This is a genomic window from Flavobacterium sp. LC2016-23 (assembly GCF_009674775.1).
GTDB lineage: Bacteria > Bacteroidota > Bacteroidia > Flavobacteriales > Flavobacteriaceae > Flavobacterium.
This window is the reverse complement of record NZ_WKKE01000012.1, coordinates 113,258-137,209: the sequence shown is the minus strand read 5'-3', so window position 1 is coordinate 137,209 and position 23,952 is coordinate 113,258. Positions and strand designations below refer to the sequence as shown.

The following is a 23,952-nucleotide window of genomic DNA, read 5'->3' as shown; positions in this document are numbered from 1 at the left end:
AAAAAACGGATTTTTATATTAATAGCAGCGAAAATCAGTCTAATCCATGTCTTCTGCGTCCTTTATTGGGCATTAGTCCGCTAAGCGGACAGTCATATAAAATAAACTACTTTTTTGCCATATGGCAAATCCCCAATAAAAAGATATGCTTAACTTTCCATCATGAAAGAATTACTACCCTATATTTTGCAGTTTGGCAATTTAAATCAACAGCAGATTGATTTAATCTCAAAGAAAGCTACTGAAATAACCTTTAGCAAAGACGAATATTTTTCTGAAGCCGGAAAAGTCGCCGTACAGGTGGGTTTTATTATAGAGGGCATCATGAGGGTATGTTACTACAATAACAAAGGCGAGGAAATTACCAAATACTTCATAGAAGAAAATAATATGGTCGTAGATTTAGAAAGTTTCAATAACAGCATTTGCTCTTCGGCATATGTTCAGGCTGTCACAGACTGTAAACTTATCGTTTTTTCTAAGCCAGACTGGGAAGAACTCCTTGCTACCATTGTGGGCTGGGACACTATCGTACATAAGATCATTTCGAGGGCATTAATGCAAAAAGTAGACAGAAGAAGTCCTTTGGTTTCAGAAGATGCGACTACTCGTTATCTGTCTTTTATGGAAAAATATCCTAAAGTAATCAATCGAATTCCGCTATCCTATCTCGCCTCTTATTTAGGAATTACACAATCTTCTTTAAGCCGGATTAGAAAAAACATACGCTAAAATCGCTTTTTGCCAAATGGCAAATGTTTTTGTTTTTTATCGCTGCACCTTTGTAATCAATAATTTAAAAAGATAACAAAATGAAATCAGCACTAATTACAGGAGCTAATAGAAGCATCGGTTTGGAAACAGCGAAACAGCTTTCACAAAAAGGATTATTCGTTTACATCGGAAGCCGTGACCTTGCAAAAGGGGAGGAAGTGGTAAAAGAATTACTACAGGATGGTTTTCAAGACATCAAAGCCATTCAGATCGATGTCACGGATCCCAAAAGCGTTTTGGCCGCCAGAAACATTGTAGAGCAGGAAAAGGGAAAATTAGATCTTCTTATTAACAACGCCGGAGTATTGGGCGCTTTGCCTCAGGAACCCTCCACGAATTCGATAGAAAATATCCAGCAAACCTTTGACACCAACTTTTTCGGCGTAATAACGGTTACCCAGACTTTTCTGGAGCTGCTTAAAAAATCAGATAGTCCGAGAATCAGCAACATCACTTCCGGACTTGGTTCGCTTACGTTGCACAGCGATCCCACCTGGAAATACTACACTATAAAAGCACTTTCTTATGTTTCGTCTAAAGCGGCCCTGAATGCTTTTACCATTGCATTGGCCTACGAACTGAGAGATTTACCGTTTAAGGTAAACGCCATTGATCCGGGTTACACCGCAACAGATTTTAATCATTTTAGCGGTCCGGGAAGTGTAGAAAGCGCGGCAGGTTTTATTGTAAAACATACGTTAACAGATGAAAATGCACCAACAGGAAAATTTTTCAGCAACGATATCGAAGACGAAAGCGAAGAAAGTCCGTGGTAAATAAAACGTTCTTTACAGCATAATCTTGTACATAAAAAATACATTAAAATGGAAAATCAAATCACGCCCCTCACATTTCCTGAAAAAAATACGGCTAGTGTTTTTAGCGACCTTAAATCAGGCCACGTTGGCATCCGAACTACAAAATACGATGAAATACTGCAGTGGTATACAGAAAACCTGGACTTCCGGATCATTCATAAATGGACTGTAGGCGATATTAAACTGGCCTTTATTGCTCCGCCAAACGATAATGATTTTATTATCGAAATTATTTGTTATGACAGTACGGAAAAGGACAGCACTGAAGAAAAATCAGGGTACAACCATTTGTCTTTTAGTGTCGATAATTTAGATCAGACGATCGAGCATCTTACCAAGAAAAACATCAAGATCAACAGGAGTTTTAGCGTTCCGGCAATTGGCCTGCGGGTGGCTTTTATCGCTGATCCTTTTGGCAATACGATTGAATTTTGTGATGAACTTAAATAGTATATTAAATTAAATCAAAAACCTCCAAAATCATCTGAGTTTGGAGGTTTTTTACTTTTAATTGCCTATTAATTTTTCTGTTTTGGACAGGAAGCCTTCTAACGCTTCTTTAATATCAATATTCATTCGCTCAGACAACACCACAAGCCACCAGATCGATTCACCCAATTTATGGCGGAGTTCTTCGTCTGTGTTTGTTTTGGGCCATCTTCCTTGATGGGACATGGTGAGTCTTCCAACCAGACCGGCATCAGTCAGAAAAGCTAATGCATCTTCTTCCACAGTCCATTCGCTGCCGTGATGCTGCAGTTCTAATTCGCGGTATTGTTTTCTTATTGCAAGAGAGCGCTGTTTCAGGGCTGCTAAATTTATTTTTGCCATACTTTAATTTTTATGAAAGGACTGCTGAAATGCTATCGGTGTGCTATTGGTTTTTTGTTTGAATAATTTATTGAAGGATTGCGGATGCTCAAATCCTAATTTATATGCAATCTCGGCTATCGAAAAATTACCTTTCATAATATATTCTTTCGCTTTTTCGATGAGTTTATCATGAATGAAGTGCTGTGTATTCTGTCCGCAGAGATTTCGCAGTAAATCACTCAGGTATCTTGGCGACAGCTTCAGTTGTTCTGCCACAAAAGCTACTGTGGGCAGACCATTTAATAAGGCTTCTTCATCATCGAAATAACTATTTAATAAACTTTCCAGCTGCGCCAGAACATCATTGTTTACCGCTTTTCGTGTTATAAACTGACGACTGTAAAAACGGTTGCTGTAATTAAGTAAAAGCTCAATCTGCGAAATAATAACATCCTGGCTAAAATTGTCAATTCGTTGCTTCAATTCATTATGAATACTGGTATAAACGCCTAAAATAGTTTCTTTTTCGTTTTCGGACAAATACAACGCTTCAGACGCCGTATAATTGAAAAAACCGTATTGTTTGATGTTGGTATTTAAAGCATAGGGGCGAATGAAATCAGGGTGAATGTGCAGTGACATTCCGCTGTAATCTGCTTCTTCTTCCTGCATTTTCAGGAGCTGTCCGGGAGCAACAAAAGACATTCCGCCTTCTTCAAAATCGTAAAAGCCGTGTCCGTATTTTATTTTTCCGTTAAAACTGGTTTTAAAAGATATTTTGTAAAAATCCAGCATAATGCCCTGTTCAAAATCCTTTGGATCAAAAACAGCTTCTCCGTAATTAATAATACTGATCAGCGGATGCAGCGGCTTTGGAAGTTCCATCGCTTTATGCAACTCAGAAAGTGTATGGAATATTTTAGGCTGATTCTTCATAACAATGATTTTAAATCCCCTGTGGATTGATTTGCAAACTTACGAAATGTTCTATTGGCGTAATATTCCAACTCACGGTACTCTGATCAATCATATCGTGTACAACAGAATCACTGAGTTCGTCCATTAGTAAATGCATTGCTTCGGTTCCGTCTGTGGTGCTGTTCCATATCAGCATATCGTATACAACGCCTTTTAATTCAAAGATTGTTCTGGAACGAAAGCCTTTCTGACGCTTCAAAAAAGCATCAATTTCCGCATTGGCTTCTATAAATTCTTTAATCGTAAAACCTTTTAGTTTAAAGGTAGTAAGTTCTATAGCATGATTTTTCATCATTATAAAATTAAAAAGTAAACATTGCTTTTATATTTTCAACCTGAGCTTCCGATCCTGATTGAATGCGTTCGTTGTATAAAGTTACTGCATCGTTTCCGGCCACATAGCGCATTTGATTTTTACCATCGGTAGTGGCTTCATATACAATTTTGGCAACATCTTCGACTTTGGTATAATTAGCCAATTGCTCTGCACTGTAGCCTTTACTGACTTCTGCTGTTAATTTCTCATAAGCATCGTGCTGGCCTGTTTCCATCGAGCGAATAGCAAAATCAGTCTGCATGCCGCCCGGGGCAATCACTTTGACCTGTATGCCAAATTGCACTAATTCTGAGGCCAGACTCTCCGAAAAGCCATCTACGGCAAATTTTGTAGCACTGTACACCGAACAGGTCGGGAATCCCATTAATCCAAATGTCGAAGTGATATTAAGGAAGATTCCGCTTCTTTTTTCACGGAAATGCGCTGTAAAGGCTTTAGTAACTCTTATAACGCCCATTAAATTTGTTTCAATCTGACGAAAGATTTGTTCATCGGTTAAAGCTTCCAGCGCACCAATCAAGCCGTAACCTGCGTTATTCATGACTACATCGACCGTATATTTTTCAGTCACACTTTTTACAGTATGATCGATCTGTGAAGCATTCGTCACATCCAACGGAAGTACAATTACATTTTCTAATGTATTGAGTTCGTTTTCCTTTTCCGGATTACGCATGGTGGCAATAACCTGCCAGCCTTTACTTTGAAATAAAAGTGCTGTTGCTTTTCCTAAACCTGATGATGCCCCTGTGATAAAAATTGTCTTTTGCATTTTTTTTTGTTTTAAAATTATAATGCAAAGTTCTACCGAAATGCAAAGAGGGAAGTAGCCGATTTGCATTTTGTATGAGCCAAAATGACGGTTTCCTTATTTTACCTATTTCGCAACGACACTGTCTGATAACCTTTGTCGTATAATTTTAAAAACAGTAAAATACAGGTTCTTTAGGAATATCATCAAACCTAAAAAACGCTATTGGCGCTAATAGCGTTTCTTTATAAGTTTTTGAATCTGTTATATTTAAACTTTCAGCATACCCCGAAATCCTCTGGCCGCATAATACGAATCAGCCCCATTGTGATAGACAAAAACGGTATTATAACGGAAATCCGAAAAAAGAGCGCCACCCAATTTTCTGATATCTGCAGGCGTTTTGATCCAGCTGGAAGTTTTGGTATCAAATTTTCCGAGTTGCTGTAATTCGCGATATTGTGCTTCGGTTAGTATCTCAATCCCCATTTCTTCGGCCATATTCATTGCGCTGTCTTTGGGTTTGTTTTCTTTTCTTTTTTCCAAAGCTTCCTGATCATAACAAATACTTCTGCGGCCTTTTGGGCTTTCTGCAGCACAGTCCACAAAAATATACTCGTCTGTCTTTTTATCATAGCCGATAACGTCCGGTTCACCTTCAGTTCTTTCCATTTCGTCAAGCGATCCCAGTTTTTCAGGACTGGCTTGTAATTTTGTCTGGATTTTGTCCCACTCAAGACCTTCATGACGTTGTGTATTTTCCTCAAATCGTTTCTGCAAAATATGAAGTATTGCTTCCTGCTGATCCGGTGACAACTTGTTTTTAGTAGTACTCATGTTGTTTATGCTTTTATCTTATTTAAAATTAATTTTCGGTCTGCCGGTCTGAGATACCAGGATAAAAGGGTCAGAACGATTAATAACAGCGGGCCAAAAAGTTCTTTCGCAGGATCTCCGCAAAATAGGTGAGAAAAAACAGCTCCCGACATGGCGAAGAAAAAGCCAGCATACGTCCATTCTTTCAATAAAGCAGATTTAGGAATAAGAATGGCGATAACCCCTAAGATTTTCCAGACACCAAGTATGGTTAAAAAATAAAGCGGATACCCCAGGTGTTTCATCATTTCTGTTTCTTCTTTCAACGGAATCAATTGTACAATTCCTGTGGATGCCATTCCCAAAGCAAGCCAGAGTGTGGCAATCCAGTAGATAATTTTGTTTCTCTTAGTCATACTATTTTATTTAAGTTTATTTACAATGTCCTGTAATCTGTTGTGTGCCATGTTTATACCTTGTGCAAAAGGGAGTTTGAGCATTTGATCCCGCAGGGCAACAGATTTATAAATGATGTGTATATTTAGTTTACTGGTTTCGTCGTTGCATTCTTCAAATTCTAAAAACTCAAGCTGAACAGGGAAGGGGCTGTTTTCCATTTCAAAAGTGCGTGTAATTTTCTGGTTTGGAACAAATTCATGAATAACACCATTTGCCTGAAACACTACATTTCCTTTTGGATCACTGGTTTCAAACTGCCAGCTGCCGTGTTTCTTGTTTTCCAGTTTTATGACTTTTGTACCCATCCATTGTGCTACGATTTCAGGATCTGTATAAGCTTTGAAAAGTAACTCCAAAGGCAAATCAAATTCCCTTGTGATTAGTATTTCCTGTTTATCGTCTTCAGCATTGATTTTTGTCTTTCTTTCCATGTCCTTATTTTTTATAATTTTTCATGATTGCTTCTAATTTATTGAAACGTTCATCCCACATTTTCCGGAAAGGTTCAATGAAATGGTCTATTTCCTTAATTTTTTCAGGATTTAAATGATAATAAATCTCTCTTCCGTTTTGGCTTTGATGCAGTAATTCACATTCATTTAGAATCTTGATGTGTTTTGAAATGGTCTGTCTTGAAGAATCAAAATTGGCTGCGATCGCACCAGGGGTCATCGCTTGCAGGGCCACTAAACTCAATATGGCTCTGCGGGTCGGGTCGGCTATTGCCTGAAATACATCTCGTCTAATTTCCATTGCGCAGTTATTTGACTGCAAATATAACGCAGTTATTTGACTGCGCAAATTTTTCCGGGATTATTTTTAACAAAACCTTCAAGAAGAAGCATTTACAGTAAATTAACAAGGTAGTACACTTAGCTAATGTGTTTTGGTTTTAAATTTTGAGCAGCAAGTACCGCCACTTCATTGATCCGCTTTTGTCTCGTTTCAGGACGTTTAGCGGAAACAACCCAGTACAGGATCATCTTTTTGACAGATTTGCTTAAACTTAAAAAGTACTCTTTCGCGCCAGGATTGGCTTCAAAAGCAATTTCGAGGTCTTCCGGGATAAATAATTCTTCTACCGTATCTAAAATGATCCAGGAACCATTTTGTTTTGCGCGTTCGACACTTTCAAGACCGGCCTGAAACATAAGGCCTTCACGAATCAGCCTCTCAATTTTTTCCTTATTTATTTTCGACCAGTTGCTGTTGGGTTTGCGTCTGGTGAAAAATTGTATGAATTTATCAGAATCAATAGATTTGCGCGTGCTGTCAATCCAGCCGAAACAGAGCGCTTCATCTACGGCATCACTCCAGCTGATTGTGGGTACATTCGCTTGCTTTTTATAACAAACAAGCCAAACATAATGTTTCACATCATGGTTTTCTTTTAGCCATTCTCTCCAATCCTGCTTACATGTCGGATAAAAAGTTTCTATGTCCTGCATCTTGTGTATTCAATTTAGTCTACAAATCTAAAAAGTGTTTGTGACAAGGGTATGTCAACAGCCTGATTTAATTATAAAAATAAAAAACTCCTTAAAATTAAGAAGTTTTTATTCTTTTGTTGTGGTATTTTTATTCCGATTTAGTGGGAAAAACAAAAATTATATTTTTTTAAGTGTCAACTTCATTTCTTTGCTGTCCAGTATCAGTTCATCACTTGTGATCGTACTTTCATAAGGATAAGGCGTACCTGTTTCGTCTTTGATAATCAGATTTTTTCCCCCTTTTGTTAAGGCAAAGGTACCATTCGTTATCTCATCCTCTAAATACCCGTTAACGTGTCCGTCTTCTGTAAATGTTAATTTTCCCTGTTTCAGAATTATATTTTTAACAGAATCAGAAAGAGGCGTTTTAGCTTCTACGGTAGTAATTTTCCAGGAGTGAATCAATTTGTTTCGACCCTTACAGGAAAACAGTACTATTGTTGCCAGAAGAATTCCAAAGATAATTAATTTAGATTTTTTCATGATTTTTGATTAAAAGTTAAACAGGAAACAAGTTACAAAAAAAATAAATCCAAAACACTCATCATCAGCTATTTAGAAAAAGTGAAATGTTTTTAGAATTTTGACCTGAAAAATTTAAGTCTTTTTATGGTATTCTTTTAAAAACCAAAAAATCAGCAACTTAAAACCTGTTTAAAACAATAGGCTAATTAAGGGTAAGAGCTCCCAAAATCTCTTCATACATAAAAGGTCCTCCGGGATATTTAGCCGTATAATCAAGATTCATCCAGACCTGACCCCGTTCGTCTATGTGATAATGCAAAGTCTGTTTGTAGCTTTCTTTGACAAAAAGCACATTCTTAATCAGATAATTGACTTTTTCCAGGTCGATTAAGGAGCCTATTAGTATTTCAGGATAAATATGTCCCTTCGTATGAATAAGCCTCGGTGTTCCTCCAATAGAGCGTATCGCGGCGGCCATTAAAATAGAATGATCATCACAATCTCCGGAGAAATATTGCAAAGATTCACTTGCCGTAGCAATATAATCTCCTTCTTTGGGATCATTGACATAGTTCCATCGACTGTTTATTTCTTTAAATACCGCAAAACACTGAATGATTGTTCTGTAATCCGAATATCCTTTTATGCCCTTAAAATGCTTTGTGGTTGCCATAATGGCAAAATTTCGGACTTTTGGATTCTCGTATTCAATGGCACTTATAATTTTCGACTTGTTCGGAAACGGAAGTAACTTTGCCACAATAATATCCTGCGGAAAAGGATTATCAGACATGGTATAAATCATCGAATTGTAATCTTCGGAGATTTCGGTAAAACCATAATTGCCTATAACCGTTCCGTAAAACAAAACCAGCAGATAAATCGCTATACAAATTATAATAATGGTTCGCAGCAGCATAAGAAGTGTAAATACAGCAACAAAAACAAATATAAAGATGAATACACGATCTAAATTGAAGGGCCATTTTAAATCGATGAGATTTTGATGCAGTATGATAAAAATCGGAATAGTAATCAAAAGACTCAGCAGCATAATAATAATCCTGTCCCAGGGTGATTTCACCTGTAATTTGGATTTTAATTGCGGAAAGTCGATTTTAGGGAATTTTATCATAAGAATCAAAAGCAGTTTTTATAGTGCTTTTACTGTTTCTACAAAAGTACTTTTTTTATCAATAATTCCCAGATCAAATAATTGATTTTGGATTTTAATAAATGCTTTTTCAGTTAAATGTTTCTGAGACCATTGTGTGAGTTTTAACCATTCCTGAATATCTTCCTGTTTTTGATGAAAAAGCTCCGATAATGTTTTGTCAATATCCGGAATCTGAGTAAAGTCGTGTGTGGTTTTGTTGATGATTTCAAGGATTTTTTCAACCGTTTTCGGGTTCTTTTTCAAAAACTCATCACGAACAGTAATCACAAAGGAAGGCCATGGAGTAGGGCAGTCGCCGACTCTCCTGAAAACGCCACTGTCTACCAGTGGTTTTGTCATAAAATGTTCCCACATAAAATAATCGGCGGTTCCATTTGTCAAAGCTTCAACAGCGCCATCTATCGTATTGATAATTTCGAATTCTAAATCGTCCGTTTTCCAGCCCTGTTCATTGGCATTGACATAAGCCATGAGCTGCGACCCTGAACCTAATCGGGAAATAGCTACTTTTTTGTTTTCAAGGTCTTTTATAGTTTGAAATTCTGATTTTGCAGCCACGTGAATGCCCCAAATCAAAGGAGACTGCACATAAATCTGAACAATTTTACTCGGATTACCGGCTACAATATCTTTTACAATTCCTTCCGTCAGGATTACGGCAATATCAGTTTCTCCGTCACGAAGCATCTGACACATTTTTCCGGTACCTTCAGGAATATTTTTCCATTGCAAATCAATATTTTCTGCTTCAAATTCACCATTTTCAATGCATAGATGCCATGGCAAATTGAAGTGTTCAGGAACACCTACAATTTTTACGGTTTTCATTATAGTTTAAGTTTAAGTTAAGTTGGGTATGCGTATGCTAAGTTTATTGTTGATAGTTTGTTGTTGTTGATTAATTTTTTAATAAATCTGCTCTGTGCTTGTCCGAAAGGGATGGTTCTCCATAATCTATCACTGAAAGCTCCCTGTATTCCTCTAATATACTTCTTACGAAAGAATAATCTACTTCTTTAGTCACTTCGACAGCAAAAAGAGTTTCATTCATACCTTCAGATTCGCAATTAATTTCTTTCAGTTTTTCTCTTATAATTTCCTTATCGAAACCTTTTTCTATGATTATAATCTGTACAATTGAGTTTCCCGAAGTTTCAATCGTTTCTCTGTAAGTGAGTCTTTCTTCTTTCTCATCATATTCTGCAAAGAAAACGTCCTCTGTGGCAATCATAGGTCCAAAAAACGGGATATTATCTAATTTAAAAATTCCCTTTTCTAAATCTATAATTTCTGCCTACATGGTTTCTGTAACCGTATCTTCTAACAAATCGCTGTAATATCTGAATAAGATTTTTTTATGCGTTTCTTTCTCCATTATTTCATTTTCTAATTGACGTATTTAATGTTATCCTTCAATTTTTTTGATCAGAAATATAAAGCTTATAAAAAGAATTATACCCGCGAGAAAGTTCTTTTGGGCAGTGGTAAATCCATTTTTATCGACCGTATTATCTTTATTATCCCAATAATATTCTAAATCTTTTGAATATTTATCTTCAAAAGAAGCATTCAGCAATTGAAAAAAACACCACCTGAACAAACCTCCAATTCCTAAAAAAAAGGCCTGCAAAACATGTTGAATTAAATGTATCATTAAATTATCTAATTTTTAAATGGACACATTATCCAATTAATTTCCCGCCAATTTATTCAATGTATAAGTAATCAGTTCGTCTACAGCCTTGTACGGATCTTCACTAAAAGTACCTGATGCACGGTTGGCAATAATTGCATTCAGGGATAAAGCTTTATGTCCTAAAAGAGCAGAAAGGCCATAAATAGCAGCAGTTTCCATTTCCAGATTGGTAATTTGATTGTCGTTGAAATTAAAATTATCCATTTTACCATTCAATTCCTCATCCTGAATATTCAAACGCAACACACGCCCCTGCGGACCATAAAATCCTCCGGCTGTTGCTGTAATTCCTTTGAAAATCCTGTCAGATTCAATAATTTTTTCCAGTTCCTCCGAACAGGCAATCGCATAAGGTCTTCCTTTTCGGACATCCCAGTTCGTATGTGCAATAAAAGCGTCTTCAATAGCAGCATTCGAAACTTCATCAATTAAGTAGGAGCGTAGCATATTGTCTAATCCTAATCCGAATTTTGACAGTACAAAGCTGTCTACCGGAATATTTTCCTGCAAAGAGCCCGAAGTTCCGATTCTTATGATATTCAATGAAGTGAGGTTTTCCTTTGGCTGACGCGTTTTCAGGTCGATGTTGACTAAAGCGTCTAATTCGTTTACAACAATATCGATATTGTCCGGCCCGATTCCGGTTGACATTACCGAAATGCGTTTGCCTTTGTAAATCCCTGTTTGGGTTTTGAATTCTCTCTTTTGAGCTGAAAATTCGATGGAATCAAAAAACTGAGTGATTTTTTCTACTCTGTTCTGGTCTCCAACAAAAATTATATCGTTGGCTATGTGTTCCGGAAGAAGATTTAAGTGGTAAACACTCCCGTCCGGATTTAATATTAATTCTGATGCTTGTATCATTTTTTTGTGAGGTGCTAAGGTTGTGAGGTGCTAAGGTGCTGAGTTTTTTTCTGAAATTTTAAATCTAAACTCTAAAATCAGAAATCTACTATCCTCCAACTCTTTTGGTTTTAAATCCTTTTTCTTTTAAAATGGCCATAATTTTATCGCGATAATCTCCCTGAATAATAATGGAATCATCTTTGAAGGTTCCGCCGACACTTAGTTTTGTTTTGATTTCTTTAGCTAAAATTTTAAAGTCTTCATCACTGCCTTCGTAGCCTTCGATTATGGTGGTTGCTTTTCCTTTTCTTTTTTCAAATTTGCAGATCATAGGCTCTTTCTGAACATAAAGCACATGGTCTTCCTGCTGAACTTCTTCAGGTTCAGTTGATTCGATGTGATCGGGAAACAAATTTTTTAACTGATCTTGTAAATCCATAAATTTTTATTGTAAAAAAATAAACTCCAGCGATTAAGGTTTTTAAAAATTAAATTCCAAATTCCAATGGAATCTTGGAATTTGGAATTTTAATATTGGAATTTATTTAAGTTTTTATTTTTTGATCAAACCTAAATCTACTAAACGTTCATATAAGTAGTCTCCTGCGGTGATATCTTCAAATTTCTTAGGATTTTCAGCATCAATGCAATTTTCTAAACAATCCAGGCGCATATCGCTTACCGGGTGCATAAAAAACGGAATCGAGTAACGTGAAGTTCCCCATAATTCCCTTGGAGGATTTACTACCTGGTGAATCGTTGATTTTAGCTTATTATTGGTATGTCTTGACAACATATCGCCAACATTGATTACTAACTCGTCATCCTGCGCGATAGCATCAATCCATTCGCCATCGTGATTCTGAACTTGTAATCCTTTGCCCTGAGCCCCCATTAAAAGTGTAATCAGGTTAATATCTCCGTGAGCTGCGGCACGAATGGCATTTTCAGGCTCTGAAGTAATAGGCGGATAATGAATGGGTCTCAAAATAGAGTTTCCTTCTTTGGCATACTGATCAAAGTAAAACTCATCTAAACCCAAATGCAAAGCCAGCGCTCGTAAAACATAAACACCTGTTTTTTCAAGCATTTGGTACGCTTCTTTGCCCACCACATTAAAACGAGGCAATTCTTTTACTTCTACGTTGTCCGGATATTCCGATGCGTATTTGGAATCTTTGTCAACATATTGACCAAAATGCCAGAATTCTTTTAAATCGCCCTCTTTTCGCCCTTTGGCATGTTCTTTTCCAAAAGAAACATAACCTCTCTGGCCACCGATTCCGGGAATTTCATAATTATGCTTGGTTTCTACTGGCAAGGCGAAAAATTTTCTTATTTCACCATAAAGTTCGTCTACCAGCTGGTCATCCAGAAAATGACCTTTTAGGGCTACGAAGCCAATGTTTTCAAATGCACTGCCGATTTCATTTACAAATTTTTGTTTACGTTCCGGGTCGCCCGAAAGGAAATCACGTAAGTCTACACTAGGAATGTTTTGCATACTTTACATTTTTATTAAAGATAAAAGACATAGAAAAGTCTTTCAATAACAAAGGTAGAGAATATTTTATATTTCAATTTTAAATTTTAGGATAAAATTCATTTGTTTATTTGATCCCGAAGATATACCTGCCCCTTATTTCGCTGTTTAAAAATGTATTCTAATGCCAATTATGGGATAAAGAATAAAATTGTACTTTTCTGATGAAAAAGCATCTTAGCCGTTATTAAATTTTCTATTTTTATTTCGGCTAATTCAAAAACTTTTAAAAAGTTAATTATTTAACAAATACTGTTAAAATTGTTATATTTTTATATATTTGAAAACTATAAAAAAACAACCTGAAATGATCTTTTACAGACAAAACTTAACCGATTCCCAACTTTTAGATTTATATAAAAAAATACTAAAACCCAGATTAATAGAAGAGAAAATGCTCATCCTGATCCGTCAGGGCAAAGTATCAAAATGGTTCTCCGGAATAGGCCAGGAAGCCATAGCCGTAGGGGTTACCGCCGCTTTGGATGAATCAGAATACGTATTGCCCATGCACCGTAACCTGGGGGTTTTCACGACGCGAAATATCCCCTTTTACCGTCTGTTCTCGCAATGGCAGGGAAAAGCAAACGGTTTTACAAAAGGAAGAGACCGCAGTTTTCACTTCGGAACCCAGGAATACAATATTATTGGCATGATTTCGCATCTTGGTCCTCAATTGGGGATTGCAGACGGAATCGCTCTGGCTGATAAACTGGAGAATAATAAAAAAGTCACTGCCGTTTTTACCGGTGAAGGCGCCACCAGTGAAGGGGATTTTCACGAAGCATTGAACATTGCTGCCGTTTGGAAATTGCCGGTAATGTTTATCATTGAAAATAACGGTTATGGTCTTTCAACACCAACCAATGAACAATATCTTTGCGAAAATCTTGCAGACAAAGGCATTGGCTATGGTATTGAAAGTTATATTATAGACGGTAATAATATTGTTGAAGTTTACAATAAACTGACGCAGCTTAAAGCTGAAATGATAGAAAACCCGCATCCTGTTTTACTGGAGTTTAAAACCTTCAGAATGCGTGGCCATGAAGAGGCGAGTGGTACAAAATATGTCCCGCAGGAACTAATGGACGAATGGGCTGCGAAAGATCCGGTGGCAAATTACAGGACTTATTTAACGGAAGCAGGTATTCTGACTCCCGAATTTGATGAAGCTTTACACAGTGAAATAAAACAGGAAATAGATGAAAATCTGGCCATCGCTAACGCAGAACCTGAAATCGTCCCTACCTATAGCGGAGAATTAGATGATGTTTACAAACCTTATCAGCATGAAGAGATTAACCCGTCTTCTTCATCAGAAAATATTCGTTTTATTGATGCGATCCGCAATGGTTTAAATCAATCGATGCAGCGTCATAAAAACCTGGTTATTATGGGGCAGGACATTGCAGAATACGGCGGAGCTTTTAAAATAACGGATGGTTTTGTAGAACTCTACGGAAAAGGCCGTATCCGCAATACGCCCATTTGCGAAAGTGCCGTAGTTTCAGCAGGAATGGGATTATCGATTAATGGATATAAGGCCATTGTAGAAATGCAATTTGCTGATTTTGTATCGACAGGTTTCAATCCAATTGTCAATTTACTGGCCAAATCACACTATCGCTGGGGCGAAAATGCCGATGTAGTGGTTCGAATGCCTTGTGGGGGCGGAACTCAGGCGGGACCTTTTCATTCACAGACCAATGAAGCCTGGTTTACCAAAACTCCGGGATTAAAGGTAGTTTATCCTGCTTTTCCTTATGATGCCAAAGGCTTATTGAATACCTCGATCAATGACCCGAATCCGGTTTTGTTTTTTGAACACAAACAGCTGTATCGAAGCGTTTATCAGGATGTTCCGGAAGATTATTATACTATTCCCTTAGGAAAAGCTGCCTTATTAAAGGAAGGAAGCGCGATTACCATTATTGCGTTTGGAGCTCCTGTTCACTGGGCATTGGATACTTTGGCTAAAAATCCGCAAATAGAAGCTGATCTGATTGATTTAAGAACTTTACAGCCATTGGATACGGAAACTATTTTTGCATCTGTTAAAAAAACCGGAAAAGTAATTATCTACCAGGAAGATACTTTGTTTGGCGGAATTGCAAGCGATATTTCAGCTTTAATCATGGAAGAATGTTTCGAATATCTGGATGCTCCTGTAAAAAGAGTAGCGAGCCTGGATTCTCCAATCCCGTTTACAAAAGCACTTGAAGACCAGTTTCTGCCTAAAAACCGTTTTGAACAAGTTTTATTGGAATTATTACAATATTAGACTTATTTTAGAGCACCTTAAAACCTTTAGTATTAGTAAATAATAAATTATGAAAAAACTGCTTCTTTCCATTTGTACGGTAACATTACTGCTTTCCTGTAATAAAAGTGCAAAAAGTTCTGACGACACTTCCTTAGATAAAAAATTCGACCACTATAAAGATGGTTTTGTTACAAGCCTTTGGGAAGTCTATCCGGGCTGGGCTTCAGGTGTCGGCTACCATAAATTAGACAGTGTTTTGGTCATTCCCGATAGTAAGGATGAAAAAAAACAGCTTGATTTTGCTGCCGCACAATTAGATTCCCTAAAACAGTATAATATTGACGATTTATCAGATAAGAATAAAACGGATTTCTACATGATAAAAAATCAAATGGACGGTATTATTTTCAGTACCACAAAAATGAAATCGTCTCAATGGAACCCTTCTGAATACAATGTTTGTGGTTCTTTTGCGGAAATTCTGAATGGAAGCTACGATAGCCTGGAAACTCGTTTAAAAGCTTTTAATACGAAGATGAACGGAATTCCGGCCTATTATGAAGCAGCTAAAAAGAATATCAAAAACCCGACTATAGAACATACCGAACTGGCTATTGCTCAAAACTTAGGCGGATCCTCTGTTTTTGAAGGAGAACTAAGTGCTGCTTTAGATAAAAGTAAATTAACGGAAGCGGAGAAAAAGGAAATGCTTGACAAAGCCAAAGTTGCCGTAAAAGCAATTAAAGATTATGCAGACTGGCTAAAAAAATTACCGAATAAAACGCCGCGTTCTTTTAGACTAGGAGCTGAATTGTATGCTGAAAAATTCGATTTGGACATTCAGTCCGGATACAACGTAGATCAGATTTATAAAATAGCAATTGATCATAAAAAAGACCTGCACGACAAAATGTTTGTTCTTGCAGACAAACTTTGGACTAAATACAAAGGAACTGCACCAAAACCAGCCGATAAATTAGAATTAATCAAACAGGTTATTGATAAAATTTCACTACAGCATACAACACCGGAGAAATTTCAATCTGAAATTGAAAAACAAATTCCGGAGCTAACGGCTTATGTAAAAGCAAAGGATTTATTGTACATCGATCCCTCAAAACCGCTTGTGGTGCGCAAAGAGCCGGCTTACATGGCCGGAGTGGCGGGAGCTTCTATCTCGGCACCGGGACCTTATGATAAAAATGCAAATACGTACTACAATGTAGGAAGCATGTCCGGCTGGACAGCAGAAAATTCTGAAAGCTATTTACGTGAATACAACGATTATATTCTTCAGATCTTAAACATACACGAAGCGATTCCGGGACATTACACACAATTGGTCTACAGCAACCAGTCACCAAGTATTATAAAATCAATTCTTGGGAATGGTGCCATGGTAGAAGGATGGGCTGTTTATGCCGAAAAAATGATGCTGGAAAGCGGTTACAAGAATTCTGACGAAATGTGGCTGATGTATTATAAATGGAATTTAAGAACGACTTGCAATACCATTCTGGACATCAGCGTTCATACTAAGAACATGTCTAAAGGAGATGCTTTGGATTTGTTAACCAAAGAAGCCTTCCAGCAACAAGCCGAAGCCGATGGCAAATGGAAACGTGTCACTTTATCACAGGTTCAGTTGTGTTCTTATTTTACCGGATATACTGAAATTTATAATTTAAGAGAAGATCTTAAAAAGCAACAAGGTAAGGATTTTAACCTGAAAAAATTTCATGAAAAATTCCTGAGTTTCGGCAGCGCTCCCGTGAAATACATTAAGGAATTGATGTTGTCTAAAGAGTAATCACACACACAAAAGAGGCCTTTTCTGTATGGAAAGGCTTATTTTTTTTAGTCTCAGTTTTCAGTCACAGTTTACAGTCGCAGTCTCAGTCACAGTTTTCAGTCTCACATCTTGCATCTTGCATCTCAACATCTAACTTTTCACATCTACCTTTTCAAACAACTGCACCTGGCTTTTCAAACGCTCAGTTAGTAAATTCATCATTCGTTTGTTTAAGCTCGATGAATTCTGAATGTATGTATTGTATTCTTCAACGGTAAAAAGTGCTATTACCATTCCTTTCAGGGAGTTTCTGAATTTAATGTCTTTCTGGATCGAATTTTCGATGGTTTGTAATTTCTTTTCTACGGTATACGAATAAAAATCAGCTTTGTTTTTATTGACATAGTTGATAAAAGCAGCGATAAAAAGATCATTCTGGAGTTTTAAAACCGGCCTGATCGTCTGATTCTGGAACAGCTCATCTGCCGAAGACTGAGCACTTACAGTTCCTAAAGTTTCGCCTCTGAATTCTTTTAAAAAAGTGTCTCTGTCTGTCATGTTTTTTCTTTAAAATTAAAGAAAAAATCCGATAGTAAAAACCTATTTTTGTTTTATCTAAAATAAAAATATGCGATTTCATACCAGAAAATGGGTTAAGCCTCAGGATTTAAATCCAAACGGAACTTTATTTGGCGGACATTTATTGTCCTGGATTGATGAAGAACTGGCACTGTACAGTATCATTCAATTGCAGAATCAAAAAGTAGTCACTAAATACATGTCCGAGATTAATTTCAAAAGTTCCGCCAGACAAGGGGATATTGTCGAAATCGGAATTGATGTAGTCAAATTCGGAAATACGTCGCTCGTACTCAAATGTGCCGTTAGAAACATGATGACCCGCGAAATCATTATTACAATCGACAACGCTACTATGGTCAATCTGGATGAAAGCGGTAAACCACTGGCACACGGAAAAACGCAGATTGAATTTGTAAAAGACCGTTTGTAAGCAAAACTTCAATACTCTTAAATACAGATTGTTTTAAAAACAGAACGACAAAAATGCAAAAAATCCTTAAAACTCTCCTTTCATTCGCCCTTTTCATTCTGGTGTTTTCGTGCAATTCCAAAGAAGGAAAAGAAAAATACCAAAAGGCTTTCTATCGTGCCGTGCATAAGAAAGACACTGCCGTTCTGGAAATCAACATGAATGATAAACGATTCTTTGGCCGATATGAAATTTCGCATTATGGAGTAGGGAAGGACTCCGGAGATGTACGCGGCGATATAAAAGGAGATACTTTACGCGGCGATTACCATTATCTGACTTTTGGAGGAAGCTGGAAAAGGGTGCCTTTAGCGCTTTTAAAAAAAGACAATAAATTATTTTTAGGAAAAGGGGTAATAGGAACTTATTTTAATCTTCCCTGTTTTGTTCCTGATGTTCCCATCGAATACCATAACTCAGCCTTTATCTTCGAAGAAATCCAAACAAAAAAATAAAACCATATAAGTGATTTAAGTACATGTAAGTTTTATTTTATATGCACTTAAAAGACTTATATGGTTAAAAAAATATTCCAATAGGTCGATCAAAACGAAGAAACAAACCATACAGCCCGTTTAAAGCAAAGCTTAAATGACTCAAATGACTTATATGGTAAAAAAAAATCAATCCAATCGGCCAATTTGAGATGGCAGTTCAAATATATCAAGATCAAAATAGATCACTGAAGCCATTACATGATCGAAAATATCAGCCATAATGTATTCGTAATTGGCCCAGCGTTTATCGCTCGAAAAGGCATAAATTTCTAAAGGAACTCCATGCGCCGTAGATTGTAACTGGCGGCACATGATGTGCATATCTTTATTTAGTCCGGGATGTGTCATCAAATACTGCATGATATACTTTCGAAATAATCCCAGATTGGTCATATTACGGCCATTTAGAGCCAATGATTTATCAACTCCGCGCAGTTCGTTGTATTTTTCAATTTCTGCCTGTCTGGTTTCTATGTAGGAACTGATAAGCTGCACTTTTTTCATCAGATCCAGATCTTCGTTATTTAAAAAACGAATGCTGCTGCTTTTGATCAAAATATGCCTCTTAATACGGCGCCCATCCGATTTTTGCATACCGCGCCAGTTCTGAAAAGAATCGGAACTCAAAGCATAAGTCGGAATGGTTGTAATCGTATTATCAAAATTTCGGACTTTTACTGTCGTAAGGTTAATTTCGATCACATCTCCGTCGGCACCAAATTTATCCATCGTAATCCAGTCGCCAATTCGGACCATATCATTTATCGCAACCTGCACACTAGATACAAATCCGAGTATTGTATCCCTGAAAATCAGGATAATAATTGCTGAAAGTGTTCCTAAAATAGTTAATAGTTCGCCTTGTTTGATACCAAACAATTTCGAAATAATTATGGCAACTCCGAATATCCAGAGGACAATCATGATAACCTGAACAAAACTGTCAATGGGTTTGTCGCTGTACTCGGGTTTTTGCTTTAAATAATCACGTAACGAATTAAAAATCGTACGAACAATCCATAATCCAAGCAAAACAATATAAACACCTACTATTTTACCGAAAATCAATTCCCAGTATTCGTATTTATCTAAAATAACCGGAACCGCTTTATAAATAAAGAAAAACGGAATCAGATAAGCGGTATATCGGGTCGTTTTATTCTGAATGAGATAATCATCAAATTTTGTTTTGGTACGTTGTGCAAAAATAGCCGTTAACGTCACCAGCAAAAATTTTGCTGCATAGTAAATAATATAAGCCAGCGCGATTAAAATAATAATATTGAAAAACAGGCTGAAATAAGACGCGAAATTGCGGCTCATGCCCCAATCCCTGAAAATCGGATATAAAAAGTTAAATATTTTATCCAAAAGCTTATGCATTATTTTCTAAGTATTTTTTCTCGATATAAAAAGTCCCAAACGGAATAAGAGAAGCAATTAAAATAATTCCAAAAGTTTTTAAGTCCCAGTTCTGAGGTTTTTTCAACAAAAAGGCCAATACAATGTAACCAATAAATAATACTCCGTGCGCCATTCCCAGAGGACGCAGGAGCGTATGGTAAAGTTCCGGATTGTTGGTTTTGATAATAAGCATATTAGCAAATAAAACTAAATAAGAGATTCCTTCTAAAATTGCTGTAACTTTAAAAATCTTGAGCATGTATTTATTTTTTGAGTTTATACAGGCAAAATTAAGTATTATCGATGGCATTTTGAGTATGAATGCCAAAAGTAATTTACTTTTGTAATCTTAAACTTTGATAATGAGTAAGCGCGATTTAAAAAAATATTTATCCGAATTAAATAAAGAACAGCTCGAAGAACAAATTATCGAATTGTACGAAAAATTTAGTCCGGTAAAAGTCTACTATGATTTTGCTTTTAACCCAAAAGAAGATAAACTTTTGCAGGAATGCAAGGTTAAAATCTCGCAGGAATATTTTCCCATTAAAAAGCCCAATGCAAAATGGCGCCCAAAAGCAAAAATGCGTCGTTCTGTGGCACAAAAATACATCAAGCATTTTATTTCACTCGGAGTAGATCCTTTTGTGATTGCAGACGTAATGTTGTTTAACCTTGAAATTGCCCAGACCTTTTCGGCTCAAAATTTTATAAAGCAGGAATTGTTCTACAAAAGCATGTTTAATTCCTTTGAACAAGCGGTGAATTTTACAATTTCGAACGGCATTTTGAATGAATTTAAGCCCCGAATAATTGCGGTCGAACAAGAAACAATGCAACAAAAATGGAAAAACAGGCATGATTTTGAGACAATTTTAGACAAAATCGACTAATAAAAACACTTCCCATAAAAAATCTTATTAAAAAGAATCATTTATTTTACGTTAAAATAAGATGAATAACTGTTTTTTAGGTGTACTTTTGCAAAAATCCAAAAATTTACAATGTCTCAAAACACTTTAGAAATAGAAAGAGAAGAGAAAAAAGAACTTTATGCTTACCAAAAAGGCGACATTGACGCCATTTTTGATCGTTTAGACAATGCTCCTGCTCAACATCATTTATTGTATCAACTACCAACAGGTGGAGGGAAAACAGTTATTTTCTCCGAAATTGTTCGTCGTTACTTAGCGAATAATGACAAAAAAGTAGTGGTTTTAACGCATCGTATCGAACTTTGCAAACAGACCTCAAAAATGCTGAAAGGCTTTGGTGTTTCTAATAAAATAATCAACAGTAAAGTAAAAGAATTACCGGATCAAAACGAGTTTTCGTGTTTTGTGGCCATGGTTGAAACTTTAAAAAACCGTATCAATGATGAAAAATTACATCTGGATAATATCGGTTTGGTTATTATTGATGAGGCGCATTACAATTCATTCCGTAAATTATTAAACTCATTCAAAAATGCTTTTATTCTTGGAGTAACTGCAACACCTTTGAGTTCGAATATCAAATTACCCATGCACCAAAGTTATGACGAACTTATTGTGGGAGACACCATTAGTTCATTGATTGACAAAGGATTTTTGGCGCGTGCTACAACCTATAGCTATGATGTGGGTCTGACGTCTCTAAAAGTGGGTATTAACGGAGATTATACCGTAAAATCATCCGATGATTTATATACCAATACGGTCATGCAGGAAAAATTACTGCATGCTTATACAGAGCGTTCATTAGGTAAAAAAACACTGATTTTCAACAACGGTATCCATACATCTTTGTATGTATATGAAACCTTCAGGGAAGCAGGATACGATATCAGGCACCTGGATAATACCAGTAGTTCTGAAGAACGTAAAGATATTTTGCAATGGTTCAAGAAAACTCCGGACGCGATCTTAACTTCGGTTGGAATTTTAACCACTGGTTTTGATGAGCCTACCGTGGAGACTATTATCTTAAACAGAGCTACAAAATCTTTAACTTTATACTACCAGATGATTGGTCGCGGATCTCGTAAATTACCTGGTAAAGATGAGTTTACAGTGATTGATTTAGGGAATAATGCAGCACGTTTTGGTTTATGGAGCGAGCCGGTTAACTGGCAGCATATTTTTAAATCACCGGAATTTTATTTAGAAAATCTTCGTGATGATACCGAAATAGAGTTGTATTTCAAATACAGCATGCCTCCGGAATTACGTGCCAAATTCAGTAAAACTGCCGACGTTACTTTTGATGTTGATGAAGAACATAAACTAATCATTAAACAAAATTTACGTTCTAAAGTAGTATTAGACAAGTCATTAGAGCAACATGCCGCAATGTGTGTGGATAACAGTGAAACTTTACAGGAAGCAAAAGCTCTTGGTAAAGAACTGGATGATGATATCGAATGCCGTATCAAACGTTATGCAAAATGCCTGAGCCAGTGCAGTAAAAATTACCGTGAATGGCTAGTTGACGATTATAAATTAAAAATGGTGCTGTTAATCGGTAAAAAATACCGTGAAAAAATCATGAACGAGCCGGATTGATTCCGGAAAGGTTAAAAAAAGTTTCAGGTTTCAGGTTAGATGTAGATTACAATAACCTGAAACTTGAAACTTGAAACAAAAAACAATAACAAAAACAAAACATGTCTAAACCATTCTCAGCATTAGGAATTTCAGCACCCATTTTAAAAACGTTAAGCGAATTGAATATCGTTGAACCAACAGAAATTCAACAAAAAACGATTCCGCTTCTTTTAGCTGAAAATCATGATTTAGTAGGTTTAGCCAAAACCGGAACAGGTAAAACAGCTGCTTTCGGATTGCCTTTGTTGCAATTAATAAATACAGAATTACCCATTGTTCAGGCCATCATTCTGGTCCCGACCAGAGAACTTGGGCAACAGATTTTTAGAAATTTAGAGGATTTTGGAAAACATATTCCAAACATATCTATCGCTTCAACTTGCGGTGGAATTCCAATAAAACCGCAAATAGAACGTCTTACGCAGCCCACACATATTGTGGTAGCCACTCCGGGACGTTTAATCGATTTGATTCAGCGTAAAGCCATCGATTTAAAACAAACCCAATACTTAGTTTTAGACGAAGCCGATGAAATGGTTTCGATCCTAAAAGAAAGTTTAGACGAAATTGTAGCGGAACTTCCTAAAAAACATCGCACTTTATTATTCTCCGCTACCTTGCCGGGAACAATCAAGCAATTGATTCAGAATTACCTAAATAAGAATGTAGTTCAGGTGAGTGCCGATATGGAAACTGTTGGGAACCAGGGAATAGATCACGAATATATCATTGTGGACCCCATTGAAAAACTGGACGTTTTAATGCATTTCCTAAATTCAAAAGAAGGCCAACGCGGGATTATATTCTGTAAAACCAAAGCTGCAGTCAATAAATTAGCCAAAAATCTGGCTATTAATCGTTTTTCATCAGGAGCGTTGCACGGAAGTTTATCGCAGGGAATTCGTGACAGAATCATGGAACAATTTCGTGAAGGGCATATTAATATTCTGGTAGCCACAGATTTGGCGGCAAGAGGAATTGATGTAAAAGAAATTGCTTATGTGGTAAATTACCATCTGCCGGATACGTATGAAAATTATGTACACCGCAGCGGCAGAACAGCAAGAGCAGGAGCAAAGGGACTTTCCTTAACCGTTTTGCAAGAGGAAGAAGTAATTGAAATTCCGGAATTCGAAAAAGAACTGGGGATCAAATTCACTAAGTTTCAGAAACCTTCCGTAGTTAGTTTAGAAGAGAATAATACCTTGTTATGGGCGAAACAAATCTTCAAAACAAAGCCCAATCAGGAGATTTCTGCTGATTTAAAAACAAAAGTAAAAACTGTCTTTCATCATTTAACCAAAGACGAACTGATCGAAAAATTGTTAGCCAATTATGTTTTGCAAAACAAAATCGATGTAGTAGAAAAACCTGTTAAAAAATTCAAAAAGTAA

Annotated in this window: 30 protein-coding genes; 10 read left to right on the top strand and 20 right to left on the bottom strand. The window is 36.6% G+C overall.

The window, feature by feature from the left end:
- Positions 1 to 162: 162 nt before the first annotated feature.
- The 3 genes from GJU43_RS12170 (at position 163) to GJU43_RS12160 (ending at position 2,042) form a co-directional block, all read left to right on the top strand.
- The gene (locus GJU43_RS12170) at positions 163 to 732 is read left to right on the top strand and encodes a Crp/Fnr family transcriptional regulator (protein WP_154341025.1); all 570 of its coding nucleotides are present in this window, start codon (positions 163 to 165) and stop codon (positions 730 to 732) included.
- An 80-nt stretch (positions 733 to 812) separates the two neighbouring features.
- A complete protein-coding gene (locus GJU43_RS12165; RefSeq protein ID WP_154341024.1) occupies positions 813 to 1,550 on the top strand; it encodes an SDR family oxidoreductase in 738 nt (245 codons plus the stop codon).
- 48 nt (positions 1,551 to 1,598) lie between these two features.
- Positions 1,599 to 2,042 carry a VOC family protein gene (locus tag GJU43_RS12160; RefSeq protein ID WP_154341023.1) on the top strand — a complete coding sequence of 148 codons (444 nt, stop codon included), beginning with the start codon at positions 1,599 to 1,601 and terminating at the stop codon, positions 2,040 to 2,042.
- Positions 2,043 to 2,099: 57 nt separating this feature from the next.
- Here the strand turns inward: GJU43_RS12160 and GJU43_RS12155 are convergent, their stop codons facing one another.
- The 17 genes from GJU43_RS12155 to GJU43_RS12075 form a co-directional block, all read right to left on the bottom strand.
- Positions 2,100 to 2,423: a MazG-like protein gene (locus tag GJU43_RS12155; RefSeq protein WP_154341022.1), complete on the bottom strand. Its 324-nt coding sequence runs from the start codon at positions 2,421 to 2,423 to the stop codon at positions 2,100 to 2,102.
- Positions 2,424 to 2,426: 3 nt separating this feature from the next.
- Positions 2,427 to 3,341: an AraC family transcriptional regulator gene (locus GJU43_RS12150; protein ID WP_154341021.1), complete on the bottom strand. Its 915-nt coding sequence runs from the start codon at positions 3,339 to 3,341 to the stop codon at positions 2,427 to 2,429.
- Between the two features lie 10 nt (positions 3,342 to 3,351).
- The gene (locus tag GJU43_RS12145) at positions 3,352 to 3,678 is read right to left on the bottom strand and encodes a hypothetical protein (RefSeq protein WP_229655049.1); all 327 of its coding nucleotides are present in this window, start codon (positions 3,676 to 3,678) and stop codon (positions 3,352 to 3,354) included.
- Positions 3,679 to 3,685: 7 nt separating this feature from the next.
- Entirely contained in the window at positions 3,686 to 4,492 is an 807-nt protein-coding gene (locus GJU43_RS12140) for an SDR family oxidoreductase (protein WP_154341019.1), read from the bottom strand.
- Positions 4,493 to 4,741: 249 nt separating this feature from the next.
- Complete coding sequence (locus GJU43_RS12135) at positions 4,742 to 5,308, bottom strand: DUF4256 domain-containing protein (protein WP_154341018.1); 567 nt, start codon at positions 5,306 to 5,308, stop codon at positions 4,742 to 4,744.
- Positions 5,309 to 5,313: 5 nt separating this feature from the next.
- A complete protein-coding gene (locus tag GJU43_RS12130; protein ID WP_154341017.1) occupies positions 5,314 to 5,703 on the bottom strand; it encodes a DoxX family protein in 390 nt (129 codons plus the stop codon).
- Positions 5,704 to 5,709: 6 nt separating this feature from the next.
- On the bottom strand, positions 5,710 to 6,177 hold the full coding sequence (locus GJU43_RS12125) for an SRPBCC domain-containing protein (protein ID WP_154341016.1): 468 nt from the start codon (positions 6,175 to 6,177) through the stop codon (positions 5,710 to 5,712).
- Positions 6,178 to 6,181: 4 nt separating this feature from the next.
- The gene (locus tag GJU43_RS12120; protein ID WP_154341015.1) at positions 6,182 to 6,499 is read right to left on the bottom strand and encodes a helix-turn-helix transcriptional regulator; all 318 of its coding nucleotides are present in this window, start codon (positions 6,497 to 6,499) and stop codon (positions 6,182 to 6,184) included.
- Positions 6,500 to 6,618: 119 nt separating this feature from the next.
- A complete protein-coding gene (locus GJU43_RS12115) occupies positions 6,619 to 7,194 on the bottom strand; it encodes a YdeI family protein (RefSeq protein WP_154341014.1) in 576 nt (191 codons plus the stop codon).
- A gap of 159 nt (positions 7,195 to 7,353) precedes the next feature.
- A complete protein-coding gene (locus GJU43_RS12110) occupies positions 7,354 to 7,719 on the bottom strand; it encodes a hypothetical protein (RefSeq protein ID WP_154341013.1) in 366 nt (121 codons plus the stop codon).
- 184 nt (positions 7,720 to 7,903) lie between these two features.
- Positions 7,904 to 8,836, bottom strand: coding sequence for a transglutaminase (locus GJU43_RS12105; RefSeq protein WP_154341012.1), 933 nt, complete (start codon positions 8,834 to 8,836; stop codon positions 7,904 to 7,906).
- An 18-nt stretch (positions 8,837 to 8,854) separates the two neighbouring features.
- Complete coding sequence (locus tag GJU43_RS12100; protein WP_154341011.1) at positions 8,855 to 9,706, bottom strand: substrate-binding domain-containing protein; 852 nt, start codon at positions 9,704 to 9,706, stop codon at positions 8,855 to 8,857.
- Positions 9,707 to 9,776: 70 nt separating this feature from the next.
- Positions 9,777 to 10,163, bottom strand: coding sequence for a DUF4265 domain-containing protein (locus tag GJU43_RS12095; RefSeq protein WP_370455608.1), 387 nt, complete (start codon positions 10,161 to 10,163; stop codon positions 9,777 to 9,779).
- A 120-nt stretch (positions 10,164 to 10,283) separates the two neighbouring features.
- The gene (locus tag GJU43_RS12090) at positions 10,284 to 10,532 is read right to left on the bottom strand and encodes a hypothetical protein (RefSeq protein WP_154341010.1); all 249 of its coding nucleotides are present in this window, start codon (positions 10,530 to 10,532) and stop codon (positions 10,284 to 10,286) included.
- A gap of 36 nt (positions 10,533 to 10,568) precedes the next feature.
- Positions 10,569 to 11,438, bottom strand: coding sequence for a nucleoside phosphorylase (locus tag GJU43_RS12085; RefSeq protein WP_154341009.1), 870 nt, complete (start codon positions 11,436 to 11,438; stop codon positions 10,569 to 10,571).
- An 88-nt stretch (positions 11,439 to 11,526) separates the two neighbouring features.
- The gene (locus tag GJU43_RS12080) at positions 11,527 to 11,859 is read right to left on the bottom strand and encodes a translation initiation factor (RefSeq protein WP_127339924.1); all 333 of its coding nucleotides are present in this window, start codon (positions 11,857 to 11,859) and stop codon (positions 11,527 to 11,529) included.
- A gap of 114 nt (positions 11,860 to 11,973) precedes the next feature.
- On the bottom strand, positions 11,974 to 12,924 hold the full coding sequence (locus tag GJU43_RS12075) for an isopenicillin N synthase family oxygenase (RefSeq protein WP_154341008.1): 951 nt from the start codon (positions 12,922 to 12,924) through the stop codon (positions 11,974 to 11,976).
- Between the two features lie 346 nt (positions 12,925 to 13,270).
- Between GJU43_RS12075 and GJU43_RS12070 the strand changes: the two genes are divergently transcribed.
- Both GJU43_RS12070 and GJU43_RS12065 read left to right on the top strand, forming a co-directional pair.
- Positions 13,271 to 15,247, top strand: a complete 1,977-nt coding sequence (locus GJU43_RS12070; protein WP_154341007.1) for a thiamine pyrophosphate-dependent enzyme — start codon at positions 13,271 to 13,273, stop codon at positions 15,245 to 15,247.
- A gap of 49 nt (positions 15,248 to 15,296) precedes the next feature.
- Positions 15,297 to 17,039, top strand: coding sequence for a DUF885 domain-containing protein (locus tag GJU43_RS12065; RefSeq protein ID WP_154341006.1), 1,743 nt, complete (start codon positions 15,297 to 15,299; stop codon positions 17,037 to 17,039).
- A 132-nt stretch (positions 17,040 to 17,171) separates the two neighbouring features.
- Here GJU43_RS12065 and GJU43_RS12060 read toward each other — a convergent pair whose 3' ends face one another.
- The gene (locus tag GJU43_RS12060) at positions 17,172 to 17,579 is read right to left on the bottom strand and encodes a glyoxalase (protein WP_154341005.1); all 408 of its coding nucleotides are present in this window, start codon (positions 17,577 to 17,579) and stop codon (positions 17,172 to 17,174) included.
- Between the two features lie 70 nt (positions 17,580 to 17,649).
- Here GJU43_RS12060 and GJU43_RS12055 point away from each other — a divergent pair, with 70 nt between their 5' ends.
- Both GJU43_RS12055 and GJU43_RS12050 read left to right on the top strand, forming a co-directional pair.
- Complete coding sequence (locus GJU43_RS12055; protein ID WP_127339929.1) at positions 17,650 to 18,033, top strand: acyl-CoA thioesterase; 384 nt, start codon at positions 17,650 to 17,652, stop codon at positions 18,031 to 18,033.
- 53 nt (positions 18,034 to 18,086) lie between these two features.
- Positions 18,087 to 18,527: a hypothetical protein gene (locus GJU43_RS12050; protein WP_154341004.1), complete on the top strand. Its 441-nt coding sequence runs from the start codon at positions 18,087 to 18,089 to the stop codon at positions 18,525 to 18,527.
- Between the two features lie 168 nt (positions 18,528 to 18,695).
- Here GJU43_RS12050 and GJU43_RS12045 read toward each other — a convergent pair whose 3' ends face one another.
- Both GJU43_RS12045 and GJU43_RS12040 read right to left on the bottom strand, forming a co-directional pair.
- Positions 18,696 to 19,952, bottom strand: coding sequence for a mechanosensitive ion channel family protein (locus GJU43_RS12045; RefSeq protein WP_154341003.1), 1,257 nt, complete (start codon positions 19,950 to 19,952; stop codon positions 18,696 to 18,698).
- Positions 19,945 to 20,232 carry a DUF3817 domain-containing protein gene (locus GJU43_RS12040; RefSeq protein ID WP_154341002.1) on the bottom strand — a complete coding sequence of 96 codons (288 nt, stop codon included), beginning with the start codon at positions 20,230 to 20,232 and terminating at the stop codon, positions 19,945 to 19,947. The genes GJU43_RS12045 and GJU43_RS12040 overlap by 8 nt, the downstream gene beginning before the upstream one ends.
- Before the next feature lie 103 nt (positions 20,233 to 20,335).
- Here GJU43_RS12040 and GJU43_RS12035 point away from each other — a divergent pair, with 103 nt between their 5' ends.
- From GJU43_RS12035 to GJU43_RS12025, 3 genes are all read left to right on the top strand, one after another.
- Positions 20,336 to 20,866: a DUF6155 family protein gene (locus tag GJU43_RS12035; RefSeq protein ID WP_154341001.1), complete on the top strand. Its 531-nt coding sequence runs from the start codon at positions 20,336 to 20,338 to the stop codon at positions 20,864 to 20,866.
- A 111-nt stretch (positions 20,867 to 20,977) separates the two neighbouring features.
- Positions 20,978 to 22,516, top strand: coding sequence for a DEAD/DEAH box helicase (locus GJU43_RS12030; protein WP_154341000.1), 1,539 nt, complete (start codon positions 20,978 to 20,980; stop codon positions 22,514 to 22,516).
- A 101-nt stretch (positions 22,517 to 22,617) separates the two neighbouring features.
- The gene (locus GJU43_RS12025) at positions 22,618 to 23,952 is read left to right on the top strand and encodes a DEAD/DEAH box helicase (protein WP_154340999.1); all 1,335 of its coding nucleotides are present in this window, start codon (positions 22,618 to 22,620) and stop codon (positions 23,950 to 23,952) included.

Bases quoted from the DNA above. Each gene is read 5' to 3' on its own strand.
- GJU43_RS12090 (WP_154341010.1), bottom strand. From the start codon at position 10,532: ATGATACATTTAATTCAACATGTTTTGCAGGCCTTTTTTTTAGGAATT.
- GJU43_RS12060 (WP_154341005.1), bottom strand. From the start codon at position 17,579: ATGACAGACAGAGACACTTTTTTAAAAGAATTCAGAGGCGAAACTTTA.
- GJU43_RS12055 (WP_127339929.1), top strand. From the start codon at position 17,650: ATGCGATTTCATACCAGAAAATGGGTTAAGCCTCAGGATTTAAATCCA.
- GJU43_RS12165 (WP_154341024.1), top strand. From the start codon at position 813: ATGAAATCAGCACTAATTACAGGAGCTAATAGAAGCATCGGTTTGGAA.
- GJU43_RS12125 (WP_154341016.1), bottom strand. From the start codon at position 6,177: ATGGAAAGAAAGACAAAAATCAATGCTGAAGACGATAAACAGGAAATA.
- GJU43_RS12025 (WP_154340999.1), top strand. From the start codon at position 22,618: ATGTCTAAACCATTCTCAGCATTAGGAATTTCAGCACCCATTTTAAAA.
- GJU43_RS12080 (WP_127339924.1), bottom strand. From the start codon at position 11,859: ATGGATTTACAAGATCAGTTAAAAAATTTGTTTCCCGATCACATCGAA.
- GJU43_RS12130 (WP_154341017.1), bottom strand. From the start codon at position 5,703: ATGACTAAGAGAAACAAAATTATCTACTGGATTGCCACACTCTGGCTT.
- GJU43_RS12030 (WP_154341000.1), top strand. From the start codon at position 20,978: ATGTCTCAAAACACTTTAGAAATAGAAAGAGAAGAGAAAAAAGAACTT.
- GJU43_RS12100 (WP_154341011.1), bottom strand. From the start codon at position 9,706: ATGAAAACCGTAAAAATTGTAGGTGTTCCTGAACACTTCAATTTGCCA.
- GJU43_RS12120 (WP_154341015.1), bottom strand. From the start codon at position 6,499: ATGGAAATTAGACGAGATGTATTTCAGGCAATAGCCGACCCGACCCGC.
- GJU43_RS12070 (WP_154341007.1), top strand. From the start codon at position 13,271: ATGATCTTTTACAGACAAAACTTAACCGATTCCCAACTTTTAGATTTA.
- GJU43_RS12150 (WP_154341021.1), bottom strand. From the start codon at position 3,341: ATGAAGAATCAGCCTAAAATATTCCATACACTTTCTGAGTTGCATAAA.
- GJU43_RS12140 (WP_154341019.1), bottom strand. From the start codon at position 4,492: ATGCAAAAGACAATTTTTATCACAGGGGCATCATCAGGTTTAGGAAAA.
- GJU43_RS12160 (WP_154341023.1), top strand. From the start codon at position 1,599: ATGGAAAATCAAATCACGCCCCTCACATTTCCTGAAAAAAATACGGCT.
- GJU43_RS12045 (WP_154341003.1), bottom strand. From the start codon at position 19,952: ATGCATAAGCTTTTGGATAAAATATTTAACTTTTTATATCCGATTTTC.
- GJU43_RS12040 (WP_154341002.1), bottom strand. From the start codon at position 20,232: ATGCTCAAGATTTTTAAAGTTACAGCAATTTTAGAAGGAATCTCTTAT.
- GJU43_RS12050 (WP_154341004.1), top strand. From the start codon at position 18,087: ATGCAAAAAATCCTTAAAACTCTCCTTTCATTCGCCCTTTTCATTCTG.
- GJU43_RS12065 (WP_154341006.1), top strand. From the start codon at position 15,297: ATGAAAAAACTGCTTCTTTCCATTTGTACGGTAACATTACTGCTTTCC.
- GJU43_RS12170 (WP_154341025.1), top strand. From the start codon at position 163: ATGAAAGAATTACTACCCTATATTTTGCAGTTTGGCAATTTAAATCAA.
- GJU43_RS12085 (WP_154341009.1), bottom strand. From the start codon at position 11,438: ATGATACAAGCATCAGAATTAATATTAAATCCGGACGGGAGTGTTTAC.
- GJU43_RS12110 (WP_154341013.1), bottom strand. From the start codon at position 7,719: ATGAAAAAATCTAAATTAATTATCTTTGGAATTCTTCTGGCAACAATA.
- GJU43_RS12035 (WP_154341001.1), top strand. From the start codon at position 20,336: ATGAGTAAGCGCGATTTAAAAAAATATTTATCCGAATTAAATAAAGAA.
- GJU43_RS12105 (WP_154341012.1), bottom strand. From the start codon at position 8,836: ATGATAAAATTCCCTAAAATCGACTTTCCGCAATTAAAATCCAAATTA.
- GJU43_RS12155 (WP_154341022.1), bottom strand. From the start codon at position 2,423: ATGGCAAAAATAAATTTAGCAGCCCTGAAACAGCGCTCTCTTGCAATA.
- GJU43_RS12115 (WP_154341014.1), bottom strand. From the start codon at position 7,194: ATGCAGGACATAGAAACTTTTTATCCGACATGTAAGCAGGATTGGAGA.
- GJU43_RS12145 (WP_229655049.1), bottom strand. From the start codon at position 3,678: ATGATGAAAAATCATGCTATAGAACTTACTACCTTTAAACTAAAAGGT.
- GJU43_RS12135 (WP_154341018.1), bottom strand. From the start codon at position 5,308: ATGAGTACTACTAAAAACAAGTTGTCACCGGATCAGCAGGAAGCAATA.
- GJU43_RS12075 (WP_154341008.1), bottom strand. From the start codon at position 12,924: ATGCAAAACATTCCTAGTGTAGACTTACGTGATTTCCTTTCGGGCGAC.